16 protein-coding genes are annotated in these 14,929 nt (G+C 74.2%); 8 read left to right on the top strand and 8 right to left on the bottom strand.

The features are described 5' to 3' along the window. Window positions 1–439 precede the first annotated feature (439 nt). Together IHE55_RS02535 and IHE55_RS02530 are read right to left on the bottom strand one after the other, a co-directional pair. Entirely contained in the window at window positions 440–901 is a 462-nt protein-coding gene (locus IHE55_RS02535; RefSeq protein WP_197987516.1) for a Rieske (2Fe-2S) protein, read from the bottom strand. Window positions 902–1,185: 284 nt separating this feature from the next. Further along, the gene (locus tag IHE55_RS02530) at window positions 1,186–2,067 is read right to left on the bottom strand and encodes a helix-turn-helix domain-containing protein (RefSeq protein ID WP_197991740.1); all 882 of its coding nucleotides are present in this window, start codon (window positions 2,065–2,067) and stop codon (window positions 1,186–1,188) included. A gap of 166 nt (window positions 2,068–2,233) precedes the next feature. On the opposite strand from IHE55_RS02530, the gene IHE55_RS02525 reads away from it, so the two are divergent. Then, complete coding sequence (locus IHE55_RS02525) at window positions 2,234–3,127, top strand: alpha/beta fold hydrolase (RefSeq protein WP_197987515.1); 894 nt, start codon at window positions 2,234–2,236, stop codon at window positions 3,125–3,127. Window positions 3,128–3,301: 174 nt separating this feature from the next. Here the strand turns inward: IHE55_RS02525 and IHE55_RS02520 are convergent, their stop codons facing one another. The 4 genes from IHE55_RS02520 to IHE55_RS02505 all read right to left on the bottom strand — a co-directional run bounded on the left by IHE55_RS02520 (window position 3,302) and on the right by IHE55_RS02505 (window position 7,346). After that, window positions 3,302–4,222 carry an RNA polymerase sigma-70 factor gene (locus tag IHE55_RS02520; RefSeq protein ID WP_197987514.1) on the bottom strand — a complete coding sequence of 307 codons (921 nt, stop codon included), beginning with the start codon at window positions 4,220–4,222 and terminating at the stop codon, window positions 3,302–3,304. Further along, window positions 4,219–5,424 carry an NAD(P)/FAD-dependent oxidoreductase gene (locus IHE55_RS02515; RefSeq protein WP_197987513.1) on the bottom strand — a complete coding sequence of 402 codons (1,206 nt, stop codon included), beginning with the start codon at window positions 5,422–5,424 and terminating at the stop codon, window positions 4,219–4,221. Before IHE55_RS02515 ends, IHE55_RS02520 begins: the two co-directional genes overlap by 4 nt. Window positions 5,425–6,158: 734 nt before the next feature. Beyond that, window positions 6,159–6,647, bottom strand: coding sequence for a hypothetical protein (locus IHE55_RS02510; protein ID WP_197987512.1), 489 nt, complete (start codon window positions 6,645–6,647; stop codon window positions 6,159–6,161). A 102-nt stretch (window positions 6,648–6,749) separates the two neighbouring features. Then, window positions 6,750–7,346 carry a VOC family protein gene (locus IHE55_RS02505; protein WP_232265427.1) on the bottom strand — a complete coding sequence of 199 codons (597 nt, stop codon included), beginning with the start codon at window positions 7,344–7,346 and terminating at the stop codon, window positions 6,750–6,752. 526 nt (window positions 7,347–7,872) lie between these two features. Between IHE55_RS02505 and IHE55_RS02500 the strand changes: the two genes are divergently transcribed. The 5 genes from IHE55_RS02500 (at window position 7,873) to IHE55_RS02480 (ending at window position 11,912) form a co-directional block, all read left to right on the top strand. Next, entirely contained in the window at window positions 7,873–8,697 is an 825-nt protein-coding gene (locus IHE55_RS02500) for a HipA family kinase (protein WP_197987511.1), read from the top strand. Beyond that, entirely contained in the window at window positions 8,694–9,089 is a 396-nt protein-coding gene (locus IHE55_RS02495) for a DUF3037 domain-containing protein (protein WP_197987510.1), read from the top strand. Before IHE55_RS02500 ends, IHE55_RS02495 begins: the two co-directional genes overlap by 4 nt. Before the next feature lie 311 nt (window positions 9,090–9,400). Next, on the top strand, window positions 9,401–10,162 hold the full coding sequence (gene fabG / locus IHE55_RS02490; RefSeq protein WP_197987509.1) for a 3-oxoacyl-ACP reductase FabG: 762 nt from the start codon (window positions 9,401–9,403) through the stop codon (window positions 10,160–10,162). Between the two features lie 16 nt (window positions 10,163–10,178). Further along, on the top strand, window positions 10,179–10,943 hold the full coding sequence (locus tag IHE55_RS02485; RefSeq protein WP_197987508.1) for an SDR family oxidoreductase: 765 nt from the start codon (window positions 10,179–10,181) through the stop codon (window positions 10,941–10,943). Between the two features lie 297 nt (window positions 10,944–11,240). Continuing rightward, window positions 11,241–11,912 carry a uracil-DNA glycosylase gene (locus IHE55_RS02480; RefSeq protein WP_197991739.1) on the top strand — a complete coding sequence of 224 codons (672 nt, stop codon included), beginning with the start codon at window positions 11,241–11,243 and terminating at the stop codon, window positions 11,910–11,912. Window positions 11,913–11,922: 10 nt separating this feature from the next. Here the strand turns inward: IHE55_RS02480 and IHE55_RS02475 are convergent, their stop codons facing one another. Further along, window positions 11,923–12,330, bottom strand: coding sequence for a DUF3224 domain-containing protein (locus IHE55_RS02475; protein ID WP_197987507.1), 408 nt, complete (start codon window positions 12,328–12,330; stop codon window positions 11,923–11,925). Window positions 12,331–12,536: 206 nt separating this feature from the next. On the opposite strand from IHE55_RS02475, the gene IHE55_RS02470 reads away from it, so the two are divergent. Next, window positions 12,537–13,694, top strand: coding sequence for a helix-turn-helix transcriptional regulator (locus IHE55_RS02470; protein ID WP_197987506.1), 1,158 nt, complete (start codon window positions 12,537–12,539; stop codon window positions 13,692–13,694). 106 nt (window positions 13,695–13,800) lie between these two features. Next, window positions 13,801–14,376: a hypothetical protein gene (locus IHE55_RS02465; RefSeq protein WP_197987505.1), complete on the top strand. Its 576-nt coding sequence runs from the start codon at window positions 13,801–13,803 to the stop codon at window positions 14,374–14,376. Between the two features lie 28 nt (window positions 14,377–14,404). Here IHE55_RS02465 and IHE55_RS02460 read toward each other — a convergent pair whose 3' ends face one another. Beyond that, the gene (locus IHE55_RS02460; RefSeq protein ID WP_197987504.1) at window positions 14,405–14,905 is read right to left on the bottom strand and encodes a DinB family protein; all 501 of its coding nucleotides are present in this window, start codon (window positions 14,903–14,905) and stop codon (window positions 14,405–14,407) included. Window positions 14,906–14,929 lie beyond the last annotated feature (24 nt).

Raw genomic sequence — 14,929 nt, 5'->3', positions numbered from 1 at the left:
TGCCGGGGGCGCGTGTCGAGCGGGCCTCGCCGGGGACGTGCCGAGTGGCCCCAGCGGGCACCCCGCGTTGAGCGGACGCCCGCGCCGGGCCGGCCGACCCCCGCACCCGAACGCCGCACCGGGCCGGCCGCCCGGTCATGGCACCGGGCCGGGCCCCGTGCCGCGGCCCGGCAGTGGGCGCGTCCCAACGGCCGCACGGGCCGGCCGCCCGCCGGCCGCGGTGGCCGAGGGGAACGTGCCCGGGCTCGCGGAGCGCCGGCCCCGGCCGCGCGCCGCCGTCCCCGTACGGGCTGCGGTCGGCCGCCGGGGGCGGGTCCCGAGCCGGACCCCGGCGGTCAGCAGCCCGGCGGCGGACGCGTCCGGGCTCGCGGACGGGCCCCGGCCGCCCGGCGGGCGACGGGCGACGGGCGACGGGCGACCGGGCGGGCCGGTGGCCCGGTCAGGCGAGGCGGATGGTGCCGTTCTCCACGGTGATCTCCCGGGGCGGCAGCGGCCGGCGCGCGGGACCGCCGCGCACCCCGCCGTCGGTGATGGCGAAGCGGCTGCCGTGACAGGGGCAGTTCACCGTGCCGCCGGAGACGCTGGAGACCGTGCACCGCTGATGGGTGCAGATCGCGGAGAAGGCCCGGAACTCGCCCCGGGTCGGCTGGGTGACCACCACCCGCCGGTCGGCGAAGACCTTGCCGCCGCCCTCGGGGATGTCGGTGGTCCTGGCCAGCTCGGTGCCGGCCGTGCCTCCGGTCTCCTCGCTCCCGGTCTCCTCGGTTCCCCCGCCGTCACCACCGCCTCCGCCGCACGCGGTCAGCGCGGCGGTGAGGCCCGCGGCGCCGGCCACCACCAGGGCGCGCCGGGAGGCGTCCGCCGCGGCGGGTTCCTTCCGCTCGGATACCGGGTTCCGCATCACTGCTGCCTCCTGTGAAGGGCTCGGGCGACGGGCTCGGGCGACGAGCCGGACGGTGCGCGCGAGGGGCCGGGACGACGGCCGGACGGCGCGGGCGACGGGCCGCCGGGACCCGTCCCCCCGTCATACGCCGCGGTGTGTCCCCGCTTGCCGCACCACCCGCCGCGGCCCGCCGGATTCCGCCCGAAAGAGGCGGCGCGGGGGTCGCCCGGGTGAACCGGCCGCCCGCCCGGTCGCCCGGCGGCGTACGCCCCGAGGGCGGTGGCCGTCCCCGGGGCGTCCGGTCACCCGGTCACCCGGCACCGGTCGATGCGGGCGGGGCCTCCCGGCGTCCCGCGGCCCTCATGAGACCGCGCGGGGGGCCGCCGGAGAGGTGCCGCCGGAGGGGTGAGGAGGGGGCCGGCCGGTACTCCGGTCGGCCACGCGCGGTCGTCCACCCTCAGGAACGGCTCGTCCACCACGGTCGCCGGTGTCGCGCCGGTGAACGCCTTGACGTCGCGATGCAGATGGGACTGGTCGCAGTAGCCCCCGGCGGCCGCGGCCAGGGCAGCGCCCTCACCGGCCACCATGCGGTGCACCGCATGGTCGAAGCGGACCAGTGTCGCGGCACGCTTGGGCGCCATGCCGATGTGCGCGTGGAACCGGGACCACAGACGCTTGCGGCTCCACCCGAGCTCCGCCGTCAGGTGATCGACCCGGACCAGGCCCCGGCCGGCGACGATCCGGTTCCAGGCCCAGGCCACCCCCGGGTCCATGCGCGGTCGCCCCTCCAAGCGGCGGGCGAGCAGCGCGTCCGTGAACGCGAAGCGGTCGTGCCACGAGGTCATCTCGCTCAGCCGCTCGCGCAGCCGTGCCGCCTCCCGGCCCCACAGGTCGTCGAGGGGGACCGCGGCCCCGGCCAGTTCGGCCTGGCGGACACCCAGCACCGCGCCGGCCACCACCGGGGACAGGCGCACCTGCACGCACTCGACCTGCTCGCCCCAGGCCCGCACCGCGCCCCCGGAGCCGAACCCGGGCCCGGCCACGAGACTTCCCCGATGCCGCCGCCCCGTGCCGTCGTCCATGGTGGGGGCGCTCTCCCCGAATTCCAGGATCAGCATCACGGCCGGGTGCGGAACCACCCGCAGGCCGGCGACGACCGGGCCTCGCACCCGGAACCCGGCCATGTCGGCACCGGGCAGCCGGCCGGGCCGGTGCGGGCGTACCACGTCCCAGGCGGCGGGATCGACACGTTGGCTGATGATGGCGGACCCCATCGCTCGATGCTACGTGAGCCGAGGACGGGAACATTCGTCCAAGCCACGGCGTCCCACCGGGCGCGACAGTGGGCCCATGACTTCTCCCGACAGCCACCCGTTCGCGGACAGCGCCGCCGACGGCACCGAGCACGCGCTCCTCCGCCTGGAGCACGGCGACATCCACGTCTGCCAGGACGGTCCGCGGGACGCCCCCGCGCTCCTGCTCCTCCACGGATCCGCCACCTCCGGCCGCTCCTGGGACGCGCTCGTCCCGCTGCTGGTCCCGGCCCATCGCGTGATCCGGATCGACCTGCCGGGCCACGGCCGCTCGTCGGAACCCGTCGGCCGTGGCTACGCCACGTCCGAGCAGGCGCGCACGCTCGGCGCGGTACTGGACCGGCTCCGCGTCGGGCAGGTCGTGGCGATCGGCCATTCCAGCGGCGGCTGTGCCGCCACCGCTCTCGCCGAGGAACGGCCCGACCTGGTGACCGCGCTCGCGCTCATCAACACCGGCCCCGGCATGGACGCCTTCATCGCACCGGCGTCCGCTCCGATCGACCCCGCGCGGTGGCCGCCGAGCGACGAGCAGATCCGCCGGTTCGCGAGCACCGGATTCCGCGAGGGGTACCAGGTCCCCCGAGAACTCATCGACGAACTGCGCGGTATGAGCCCCCACGCGATCACCGCGGCGATGCAGGCGTCCATCGCCTATCTGAACCAGCGGGCGCTCCCGGCCCGGCTGGCGGCGCTCGGCAAGCCGCTGCGGGTCATCTTCGGTGAACAGGACCGCAGATGGCGGCCCTCGTCCGCGGAGGACTACCGCGTCGTTCCGGGCGCGGAGATCGACCTGCTGCCCGGTGCCGGACACACGCCCATCCTGGAGGAACCGGTGCGGACCGCCGAACTCCTCCTGCCCTTCACCAAGCTCCACGCCACCGGGACGCCCCGGGGCGCCACCGAGCCCGGCCCCGGGCCGCGCGAGCGGTGAGCCGCCGCGGGGCCACCGCCCGCCCGGTCCGGCGCGGAGCCCCGGCCGCCCGGGCGCGGGCCCCGGGCCCGGCCCGGTCGCCCGCCGGCGTTCCCGGGGCCACCGGGGCTCCGGGAACGCCCCTATCCGCGACCCGCGGCCGGACCGGGCGCGGACGGCGCGCGGTCACCACCCTCACCGCGTGCCGATGTCGTACGCGGTGCCGTCGGCGACGGCGTGGAGCTTGTCCGGGTTGGCCACGTTGTGCAGGGTGGTGATGCGGCCCTCGGCGTCGAAGTCGAAGGTGAGGGTGGCGATCACCCGGTCCGGTCCGCTGAACAGGACGCCCGGCCCGCCGTTGATCTCCACGAGCTCCGCCTTCATGTCGGCGGGGCCGACGCCCTGATAGGTGACGGTGGTGAGGGCCGCGAACCAGTTGGCCACCGTGGCCGCGCCCACCACCGGGCGCAGGGCCTGGCGGACCTTGCCGCCGCCGTCGGTCCACAGGGTGACGTCCGGGGAGAGCAGCTCCATCAGGGCGTTGACATCCCCGCCGGTCGCGGCGGCGAAGAACCGCTCGGTGGCCTCGCGCTGCCGCGACCGGTCGGCGGCGAAGCGCGGCCGACGCGCCCGCACGTGCTCGCGGGCCCGGTGCGCGGCCTGCCGCACCGCCGGTTCGGAACGCTCCACCGCCTCGGCGATCTCGGCATGGCTGAAGTCGAACACCTCCTTCAGCACGAACACCGCGCGCTCCAGCGGGCTGAGCGTCTCCAGCACCACCAGCATGGCCATCGACACCGACTCGGCGTCCGTGACGGCCTCGGAGGCGTCGCCCCCGGTGAGGATGGGCTCCGGCAGCCACGGACCCACGTAGGTCTCCCGCTTGTGCCGGGCCGAGCGCAGCCGCTCCAGCGCCAGGTTGGAGACGATGCGCGTCAGGTACGCCTTGGGGTCGGCCACCTGCGAGCGGTCCGCGGCGGACCACTTGAGCCAGGCGTCCTGGACCGCGTCCTCGGCGTCGGCGGCGCTGCCCAGGAGGCGGTAGGCCACCGAGAACAGCAGCCGCCGGTACTCGTGGAAGACCTGCTGGCCGGGGTGGGTGGAGGTCTCGGTCACCGGGCCCCCCGGACGCGGGTGGCGCGACCCCCGCGGGGCCAGAGGGCACCGGAGGCGGGCATCTTCTTCATACGGCCGTACGTCGGCCAGGGTGAGGCGGTCACCGTCTCCTTGTACCGGACGGCGACGCGGCCGGTGAGGCAGATCTGCCGTGGACTGTCGTCGGGCCGGGTGAACTGCACCACGGCGTCCCCGCGCCCCAGGCTCACCGGCGTGTGGTAGTAGCCGAAGCGGAACGGCCTGGGCCGCCTGCCCCGGAGCATCCGGTCGATCGACAGCGCGGCGTGCACCCCGGTCGGCATGCCGCCCTGGCAGGTGCCGTGCATGACGCCGTACCCCTGGGGGACGGCGGCCGCGTCGCCGATCGCGTACACCTCGGGGTGGGAGACCGACCGCAGCGTGGCGTCGGTGACGACGCGTCCGCGGTCGTCGACGGTCAGCCCGGCGGCCGCCGCCAGCGGCGAGGTGCGCGTGCCGCCCGTCCACAGGACCGCGTCGGCGGCGATGCTCTCCCCGCTCGCCAGCCGCACCGCGCCGGGCAGCACCTCCGCCAGCTCCGCGCCGGTGCGCACCCGGACCCCGAGCCGGTCGAGCGCGGCGCGCAGATACGCCCCGGCCTTGGGGTTCATGGCCGCGCCCGGCTCCTGCCGGCCGAGCAGCACCACGCGCAGCCGAGGGTGCCGCTCGGCGATCTCCGCGGCCGCCTCGACACCGGTCAGTCCGGTGCCCGCGACCACCACCGTGCCGCTGTCCAGCCGGGCGAGCCGGTCGGCCAGCAGCTCGGCGTCCTGGGCGCTGCTCAGGGTGTAGGCGTGGTCCTCGGCCCCCGGCACCGCCGCGGTGTCGGCGATGCCGCCCAGCCCGTACACCAGCGTGTCGTAGCGCAGTTCGCGTTCGTCGTCGATCCGCACGGTCCTCGCCCCCGCGTCCACCGCGGTCACCCAGCCGCGTACGAACTGCGCGCCGGTGCCCTCCAGCAGCTGAGGGATGCTCAGTTCGGCGAGCCGCTGCCCGGTCGCCGTCATGTGCAGCCGCATGCGCTCGGTGAACCGTTCCTGCGCGTTCACCAGCGTCACCCGCACGTCCTCGCGCCGCTTCGTCCGGGCCGCGAGCTGGACGGCCGTGGCCAGGCCCGCGTAGCCCGCTCCCAGGATCACCACGTGGTGCGTGGTCGCCGTGCCGGTCTCCTGCCGTGCGCTCATCGTTCTCCCCTGCTCGTGTCGCTTGCCGACGCCCACCAGATGGGAGCGGGGAGCCCGGACGTGACACGGGTCGAACGTGATCCACGACACAGGCCGCGACGGGGTCCGCCGCAAGAGGCGGCGGGGTGCGCCTGATGGCGGGGAGAGGCGGGTTGAGGCCGGGGAGGCCGGGAGAGGCGGGGGCGGTCCCTGCGGGGGACCACACGGCGACCACGCCAAGTGCCGGATCGGACGGACCACCCCCCGCCTGCGCGGGGACCACGGGGCCTCCTCACCGGCCCACGCTGCCTCCAGCGGACCACCCCCGCCTGCGCGGGGATCACCCTTCCTGACCTGCGGCGTCAGAGTGGCTTTGCAATCGCTTTACTTCTCTTCGGTCCAGCCGTCATAGGTGCATAGTGGCAGAGCCAGGCCGCGAATGCGGTCGGATGTTGATACCGGTTGATCCCTGCCCGCAGGGGATTCCCGGCCGGCCTGACGAGCTCTCAGCGAGTGCGGAGGCCGACCGCGTCGGGCACGTGGGCATCGCGGAAGCCGCCTTTGCGGTGCATGCCCGGGTGGACCGCGTCGGTAGGTCGGGGGCTCAGCGGGATGGCAAGTCTCCGCAGCCGGTGACGTCGTCGCCGCCAACGGCCCTGGCCACCGACTCAAGAACCGGCTCGCCGCCATCGAGCGCGACACCGGCGTGACCTGATCACACCAACTGCCGCACCCGTGGTCGTTCCGCCGGCTTCCTAGGCGGGCCGGCGGGGAGGAAGAGCCGCTCGGGCACGCCAGAAGTCCGCGTCGCGAGGGTCGGCGAGCCATCCGAGCAGACGCTGGGCACCAGCCGCGAAGGCACCGGGCAGTGAGGTCTCCTCACCGACGACAAGCCTGAGGGCGTCGACGTCATGGCCGGCGTGGTCGGTGTCGCACCAGCAGGCCACGTTCACCGCCGCGTCGACCGCGAGCCGACCGGAGTCCGTCCACACGACGTGCAGCTGGAACTCCAGCTGATCACCCCCGTCCACACACTCGATGACATCCAGGCCGAGCAGGACGGGTGTCCACGGCTGCGGGCCGGGGAAGACCACGTGATCCGGTGTCCACTCCCACTCGGCCTTGTCTCCCTGCGCACCAGCCGCATCGACCATACGAGCGGTGCGTTCCAGGGATTCCACGTCGGCAGGCGGCAGGTGGGGGAAGAGCGTGTCCCACGGGACGTCATCGAAGGCACCTCGCATGAGCCGATCATGCGTTCGCTCTGCCGCCAACGGCAAGAACTCACCGTCAGTGGCCACGCCCCCGATCAGTTCAGGCAGGCGGAGGCGGTACCGATCCAGGTCTCAACGCCTACGGCCGAGCACGGGGCAACCCCTGCCCCGCTGCACTGGGCCAAAGCCGGACGAGTGGTCAGCGCCAGCGGTTGTTGCTGGTGTGGTCGCCGGCGAGCCAGCGGGAGAGGTCCTCGTGTGCTGTGGCTCGCCGCTCGGCGTCGATCTCTTCCACGTCGGGGTGGTCGACGGCGAACTCCAGGAGCAGCCCGTTGGATCCGTGATGTACAGCGAGACGCAGTACCCGTGGTCGATCACCTGGGCGTTCGTCTCCGCATGGCCGGCCGCGGTGACGCGCTCGCGTAGGGCTTCCTGGATCTCCGCCTCGACCTTGAAGGCGATGTGGCGCACGGGGGTGGCATTGATGTCGGTCTTGAACTCCTCCTGGTCCTCGGGGTCTGCGAACTGGAAGAAGGCGAGCGCACTGCCGTCGGCCAGGCCGTAGAGGGTGTGACTGTAGACGCGCTCGGTTCCTGCCAGGATTTCGCGCTCGGTCCACGTGGCGACCAGGGGCAGGCCGATCACATCCTCGTAGAAGCGCCGGTTGGCTTCCTGGTCGTCGGTGATCCAGGCGTGGTGGTGGAGGCGGAGCGGCAGCATCTCGCTCATGTCACGTCATCTCCGTTGATGCGTCGGGGTGTTGGGCCGGCGACCTGGATGGTGGCCGTCCTGGTGGTCAGCATGTCACCGAATTAAGTTGAACGCTAAATCAATTCAAGCCGTTGTGTGCGCCGGGGAGCGGGTGGGTCGTCGGTCGGCCGACGGGGTTGGCGTCGGGCGGTCGGTTCGGGCCGGGTGGCGCGTGCCGCATCGGCGTCCGGGCAGGCCCGCTTCCCTGTGCCTCGGCTGCCCGCGCCTCGGTCATGCTGGAAGCCGGGGAGTGCGTCGTGACCTCGGCGCGGTGGCTCGGGCACTCTTCACCCGCGATCACCCTCGGTTACTATGCTGACTTCATGCCGGAGTCGGAACAAGGGACGCGGCACCATCGACGGGCTGCTGGGGGAGCGGGGAGACCGGCTCGCCGGCAGAGATTTCCCGGATTCTCCCCAGTGCCGTTGACCGGTGATTCCTGCCCTTGCGCCGCGGAGGGGCAATCCGTGAATCGCAAGGCTGAAGAGATGGGTGACCTGGGAAAGTGTTGCAAGAGGTCGTAGCGACCCGCTATGTCACGCCTTTGCGTGAGGGTGGTTCGCTCCCGGGGATCGTCGAGGCCGACGATCTCGGCACGTACGTCATGAAGTTCATCGGCGCCGGGCAGGGGCGCAAGACCCTGGTGGCGGAGATCATCTGCGGCCGGCTCGGCCACAGGCTGGGCCTGCGGGTGCCCGATCTGGTCCTGATGCAGCTCGATCCGGTGATCGGCCTGAGCGAACCGGACGAGGAGGTGCAGGACCTGATCAAGGCCAGCGGCGGCCTCAACCTGGGGATGGACTACCTCCCGGGCTCGCTCGGCTTCGACCCGCTCGCCTTCGAGGTCGGCGCCGCCGAGGCCGGCCGGGTGGTCTGGTTCGACGCGCTGATCAACAACGTGGACCGCTCCTGGCGGAACCCGAACATGCTGGTCTGGCACGGGCAGCTGTGGCTCATCGACCACGGCGCCACGATGATCTGGCACCACAACTGGCGCGGCGCCAAGGTCGCCGCCGCCAAGCCGTACGACGCCTCCGACCATGTGCTCGCCTCCTTCGCCCCCGACATCGCGGCGGCGGCGGCCGAACTGGCGCCCCGCGTCACCGAGGAGCTGCTGACCGAGGTCGTCGCCGACGTGCCCGACGCGTGGCTGGCCGATGAGCCCGGCTTCGACGGCCCGGACGCGCTGCGCCGTACCTATGTGGAGGTACTGCTGGAGCGGGCCGCGTCGATCGGCGGGAGGATCACCATCGGGGAGCGCACCGGCGACACCCCCTCCAAGGCCCCGGACTGGCTCACCGGTGGGCCGCGGCGGAAGGCAGTGAAGTGAGCGGACTGCACAACGGACGCGATGTCTTCGAGTACGCGGTGCTGCGCGTGGTCCCCCGGGTCGAGCGCGGCGAGCTGATCAACGCCGGGGTGGTCGTCTACTGCCGGGCGGCCTCGTTCGTGGCCGCCCGCACCGAGCTGGACGAGGCCCGGCTGCTCGCCCTGGACCCCACCGTGGACGTGTCGGGGGTGAGGGCCGCGCTGCACGCCGTCGAAGGGGTGTGCCGGGGCGGGGCCGACGCCGGGCAGGCGGGCGGTGACGACGCCGGGCGGCGCTTCCGCTGGCTGGTCGCCCCGCGCAGCACGGTGGTCCAGCCCGGGCCCGTACATACCGGGTTGACCACCGACCCGGAGGCGGAGGTCGAGCGGCTGCTGGAGCTGCTGGTGCGCTGACCGGTCGGCCCCGGTACGGCTTCCCGGCCCGGCTTCCCCGGGTCCCGTCCCGGCCCGGCTTCCCCGTCCCGTCCCGGCCCGCCTTCCCCGGTCCGGCTTCCACGGCCCCCGTGCCGCCCGGTTGGACCGTGCGGGCGGGCGCCGGCGGAGGGCACGCCCGTCCGGTGGTGGCCTGTCCGGCCGAGCCGCCGGGCAGGCAACGTTGACATGCGGTGGTGCGGCTTCTAGCGTCTCGTACGCTGAAGCGACTAAGCGGTTGCTCACCCGGCGGCCGGCCGTGGTGAGCCGCTACCGAGGCGAGGAGAACCCGCATGTCCACCACCGAGCAGCGCGTCGCCATCGTGACGGGCGCGGCCCGCGGCATCGGCGCCGCCACCGCCGTGCGGCTGGCCGCCGAGGGCCGCGCCGTGGCCGTACTCGACCTCGACGAGGCGGCCTGCGCGGAGACCGTGGAGAAGATCACCGGGGCCGGTGGCCGGGCCCTGGCGGTCGGCGCCGACGTCTCCGACTCCGACCAGGTCGCGGCGGCCGTCGCCCGGGTCACCGAGGAGCTGGGCGCGCCGGTCATCCTGGTCAACAACGCGGGCGTGCTCCGCGACAACCTGCTGTTCAAGATGAGCGACAGCGACTGGGACACGGTGGTGGCGGTGCATCTGCGCGGCGCCTTCCTGATGGCCCGGGCCTGCCAGAAGCACATGGTGGACGCCGGGTTCGGCCGGATCGTCAACCTCTCCAGCAGCTCCGCGCTCGGCAACCGGGGCCAGGCCAACTACGCCGCCGTCAAGGCCGGTCTCCAGGGCTTCACCAAGACCCTCGCGATCGAGCTGGGCAAGTTCGGCGTCACGGCCAACGCGGTGGCCCCGGGGTTCATCGCCACCGACATGACCGCGGCCACCGCGGCCCGGGTCGGCATGGAGTTCGAGGACTTCAAGGCCGCCGCCGCCACCCAGATCCCGGTGCAGCGGGTCGGGGAGCCCGCCGACGTGGCGAACGCCATCGCCTTCTTCACCGCCGACGCGGCCGGCTTCGTCTCCGGCCAGGTGCTGTACGTGGCCGGCGGCCCGCTCAACTGACCGGAGGCGAGGACCGATGACCGCAGAACACGAGGACACCGGCGAGGTCGCGCTGATCACCGGCGCCAGCCGGGGCATCGGATACGGCATCGCCGAGGCGCTGGTGGCCCGCGGCGACCGGGTCGTGATCACCGGCCGCAACGAGGAGGCGCTCCGCGAGGCCGTGGAGCGGCTCGGCGCCGACCGGGCGATCGGGGTGCCGGGCAAGGCCCACGACGAGGCGCACCAGGCGCACGCGGTGAAGCGCGCCATGGAGGCGTTCGGCCGCGTCGATCACCTGGTGAACAACGCCGGGACCAACCCGGTCTTCGGGCCGCTCGCCGAGCTCGACCTGGCGGTGGCGCGCAAGGTGTTCGAGACCAACGTGGTCTCCGCGCTCGGCTTCGCCCAGCGCACCTGGGCCGCCTGGCAGAAGGAGAACGGCGGCACCATCGTCAACATCGCGTCCATCGCCGGGATCGCGCCCTCGCCGTTCATCGGCGCCTACGGCGTGAGCAAGGCCGCGATGATCAACCTCACCGCGCAGCTGGCGCACGAATTCGCGCCGCGGGTGCGGGTCAACGCCATCGCGCCCGCCGTGGTGAAGACGCGCTTCGCCCAGGCGCTGTACGAGAACCGCGAGGCGGAGGCGGCCGCGCCGTACCCGCTGGGCCGGCTGGGCGTGCCGGAGGACATCGGCGGGGCCGCGGCCTTCCTCACCTCGGACGCGGCGGCGTGGCTCACCGGCCAGACCCTGGTGCTCGACGGGGGACTGTTCCTCAACGCCGGCGTCGGCGCCTGACCGCGTACCTGTCCGGCGGGCCGCGGTCGGGACGGGGGCAGCGCCGGGTCCAGACGGTGACAGGGCCGGCCGTGACGGGCCCGGGTCCGGGACAGCGCCGGGTCCGGGACGGGCGAGGACCGGACCGGCCCGACAGGGCCGGCCCGGCCCGGCCCGGCCCGGCCCGGGCCGGGAAGGCGGCCGGCGGGGCGGCGGAGGACCGCTTCCGCCGCCCCGCCCGGACCCGCTGTCGGTGGTCGCCGGTACGTTCTTCCCGTCACCTACGACAGCGACCGGAGGAACCCCCAAGTGACCGACATGCTGCCCGAGTCCTGGCAGGCCGTCCTCGGCGAGGAACTGGAGAAGCCCTACTTCAAGGAGCTGACCGAGTTCGTCGAGGAGGAGCGGGCGAAGGGCCCGGTGTACCCGCCCCGCGAGGAGGTGTTCGCCGCCCTCGACGCCACCCCGTACGACCAGGTCAAGGTGCTGATCCTGGGGCAGGACCCCTACCACGGCGAGGGGCAGGGGCACGGACTGTGCTTCTCGGTGCGGCCCGGGGTGAAGACCCCGCCCTCGCTGCGGAACATCTACAAGGAGATGCACGCCGAGCTCGGTCACCCGATCCCGGACAACGGCTACCTGATGCCGTGGGCCCGGCAGGGCGTGCTGCTGCTGAACGCGGTCCTCACCGTCCGCGGCGGCGAGGCCAACTCCCACAAGAACAAGGGCTGGGAGAAGTTCACCGACGCGGTGATCCGCGCGGTCGCGTCCCGGCCGGACCCGGCGGTCTTCGTGCTGTGGGGCAACTACGCGCAGAAGAAGCTGCCGTTGATCGACGAGAGCCGCCACGCGGTGGTCAAGGGCGCCCACCCCTCCCCGCTGTCGGCGAAGAAGTTCTTCGGCTCCCGGCCGTTCACGCAGATCAACGAGGCGGTGGCCGCCCAGGGCCACCAGCCGATCGACTGGCGCATCCCCGACCTCGGCGTCTGAGCCCGGGCGCTCAGTCCAGCCGGTAGTCGAAGGTGTAGGGCACGGTCGGCTCGCCGGGCACCGCGGTGAAGGCCCCGGTGCCGGAGAGGCCGGCCAGCTCACCGGTGCCGGAGCCGGCCACCACCTCGAAGGTGCAGTGCACCACGCCGTCCTCACCGAACGTCGCGTGCTGGTCGAGCACGAAGCCGCCCCGGCGGCCGTCCAGGGCACCGGTCACCATCTCGTAGCCCCGGCAGACCCCGGTCTTCCCGGTGAGGTAGGTGATGGCGTACACGCAGGAGGTGCCCTCGGCGGTGATCCCGCCGGAGAAGGTGTTGACCACGGTGGCCCGGGCCAGCTTCGCACCGTCCGGGCTCTCCCCGGTGGTGGCCTCGTCCCAGGAGGAGTAGGTGAACGTCCCGGTGGTGTGGGTGGTCATGCGCGGTTCCTCTTCCTTCGGTTCTTCCGGTTCTGCCCGATGCGGCGGCCCTGGCCGGTTTGCCGCACCGGTACGACGGTCGGGGGCGGGTCCGGACGGCCGGACCGGCCCCGGGAAGAACCCTGCCGGGCATACCTGACACCCTCTGTCAGGTACCGGGGAAACCGGGAAAAGGGGTCCTCGACGGTCGGGAGAGGGGGGAGACCATGCGTGCGGACCGGCTGCTCTGCCTGCTTCTGCTGCTGCAGAACCGGGGCCGGCTCACCGCGCCGGAACTCGCCGCGGAGCTGGAGGTGTCGGTACGGACGGTCTACCGGGACATCGAGGCGCTGGGCGCGGCCGGCGTCCCGGTGGTCGCCGACCGGGGCCCGGCGGGCGGTTACCGGCTGCTGGCCGGCTACCGCACCCGGCTGACCGGACTGACCGGCGACGAGGCGGTCGCCCTCTTCCTCGCCGGCCTCCCGGTGGCCGCGGCCGAACTCGGACTCGGCTCCCAGCTGACCACCGCCCAGCTGAAGCTGCGGGCGGCGCTGCCGGAACCGCTGGGGGAGCAGACGCGGCGGATGCAGGACCGCTTCCACCTGGACGCCCCCGCGTGGTTCCGTCAGGCCGACCCGGTGCCGGACCTGCTCACCGTCGCCGACGCGGTGTGGCGGCAGCGGGTGCTGCGGGTGCGCTACCGGCGGGCCCGCGGCGACACCGTGGAACGCGACCTCCACCCGCTCGGCCTGGTCCTCAAGGGCGGTATCTGGTACGTCGTGGCGCACCCCGCCGGCCTGGGCGGTGCGGGCGGCGGAACCGGCCCCGCAGACGGCGGCACCAACCCCGGCGGCGAGGCGACCGGGCGGGAGTCCGGGCCGCCGGTGCCGGTGCCGGAGTCCGGGCGGGAGCCGGTGCCGGAGTCGGAGCCGGACGGGCGGGGGAGCGCGGCGGCGGGCCCCGTGGTGCGCACCTACCGGGTGTCGCGGATCTCCGCCGCCGAGGCGCTGCCCGTCACCTTCCGCCGGCCGGAGGGGTTCGACCTGGCCGGCTACTGGGCCGCGTCGTCCCGGGCGCTGGAGGAGGCCCGCTTCCGGGGCGAGGCGGAGCTGCTGCTCTCCGCCCGGGGGCTGCGGCTGCTCCCGGCCAAGTACGGCGCGGCCGGCGCCCGGGCGGCCGCGGCGGCCGGCGAGCCGGGGCCCGACGGCCGGTTCCGGGTCACCCTGCCGGTGGAGTCGCTGCCGGTCGCGGTGGACGACATGCTCCGGCTCGGCACCGACGCGGAGGTGGTCGGCCCGCCGGAGCTGCGGCGGGCCGTCGCCCGCGCCGTCACCGAGCTGGCGCAGCGGTACGCCGCGGACGCCCCCGGGAACCCGAGCGCCTGACGGGGGAGCGCCGCCGCTCCCGGCTAGCGTCGGAACAGGCACCGGCAGGGGGCGCCGGGCGGGGGGCGGGACGGACGGCGGCCCACCCACGCGAGGAGAACCGGGGATGACAGCACCGCGGCAGGAGGCGGCGGACGACGCCGTGCTGACCAGGATCGGGCAGGCGGTCATGCTCCACCAGGGCGGTGACCGGGAGGAGGCCCGGAACCGGTTGGTCCGGCTGTGGCAGGAGATCGGCGCGGACGGCGACCCGTACCACCGCTGCACCTTGGCCCACTACATGGCCGACACCCAGGACGACCCGGCGGCCGCGCTGATGTGGGACCTGATCGCACTGGCGGCGGCGGACGCGGCCGCGGCGGCCGGTGGTGCCGGCGGCGGGTCCCGGGAGGCGGTGCGCGGCTTCTACCCCGCGCTCCACCTGGACCTGGCGGACGACTACCTCCGGCTGGACCGGCCGGAGGCCGCCCGCGACCAGCTGTCGCGGGCCCGGGCCGCGGCCGGGGTGCTCGGTGCGGACCCGTACGGCGACCGGATGCGGGCCGCCATCACCCGGCTCGGAGCACGGCTGGACGCCGCGGGCGGGGCCGGCCCGCGGGATGCCGGGCGACCGGGCACCGGCGGGCCGGACGGCGGTGCGGACCCGTACGGCGACGAGCACCTGCCCGGCGGCGGGGGGTGAGCGGTGCCCGGCGGCCCGCGGCGGCCGGTCAGTCGCCGGTGACCCCGTCGATCCGCTCCCGGAGCAGGTCGGCGTGGCCGTTGTGGCGCGCGTACTCCTCGATCATGTGGACGTAGATCCAGCGCAGGCTGAACTCCTTGCCGTGCCGGAGGCCGGTGTCGTCCATCGCGTGGCGGGCGGCGGCCCGGCGGGCGTGGTCGATCTCGGCGCGCCAGGTGGCGAACGCCTCCGCGGAGGTGTCCTCGTCGGTGAGGTTGAAGTCGCCGTCGCGGTCCTGCTCGCTGTATATCCAGCTGATGTCCTCGGCCGAGAGCACCCGGCGGAACCAGGCGCGCTCCACCTCGGCCATGTGCCGGACCAGGCCGAGCAGCGAGAGCGTCGAGGGCGGTGCGGCCCGCTGCCGCAGCTGGGCGTCGTCCAGCCCTTCGCACTTGCGGGCCAGGGTGGCGCGGTGGAAGTCCAGCCAGCTCTCCAGCATGGTGCGCTCGTCGGCGCGGAGCGGTGGGTCGGTGCGTTCCGTTGTCGTCATGGGCCGATGGTCGCAGAGATCACC

This window comes from Streptomyces pactum (assembly GCF_016031615.1).
Lineage (GTDB): Bacteria > Actinomycetota > Actinomycetes > Streptomycetales > Streptomycetaceae > Streptomyces > Streptomyces pactus.
This window is presented reverse-complemented; position numbering and strand designations above follow the sequence as displayed.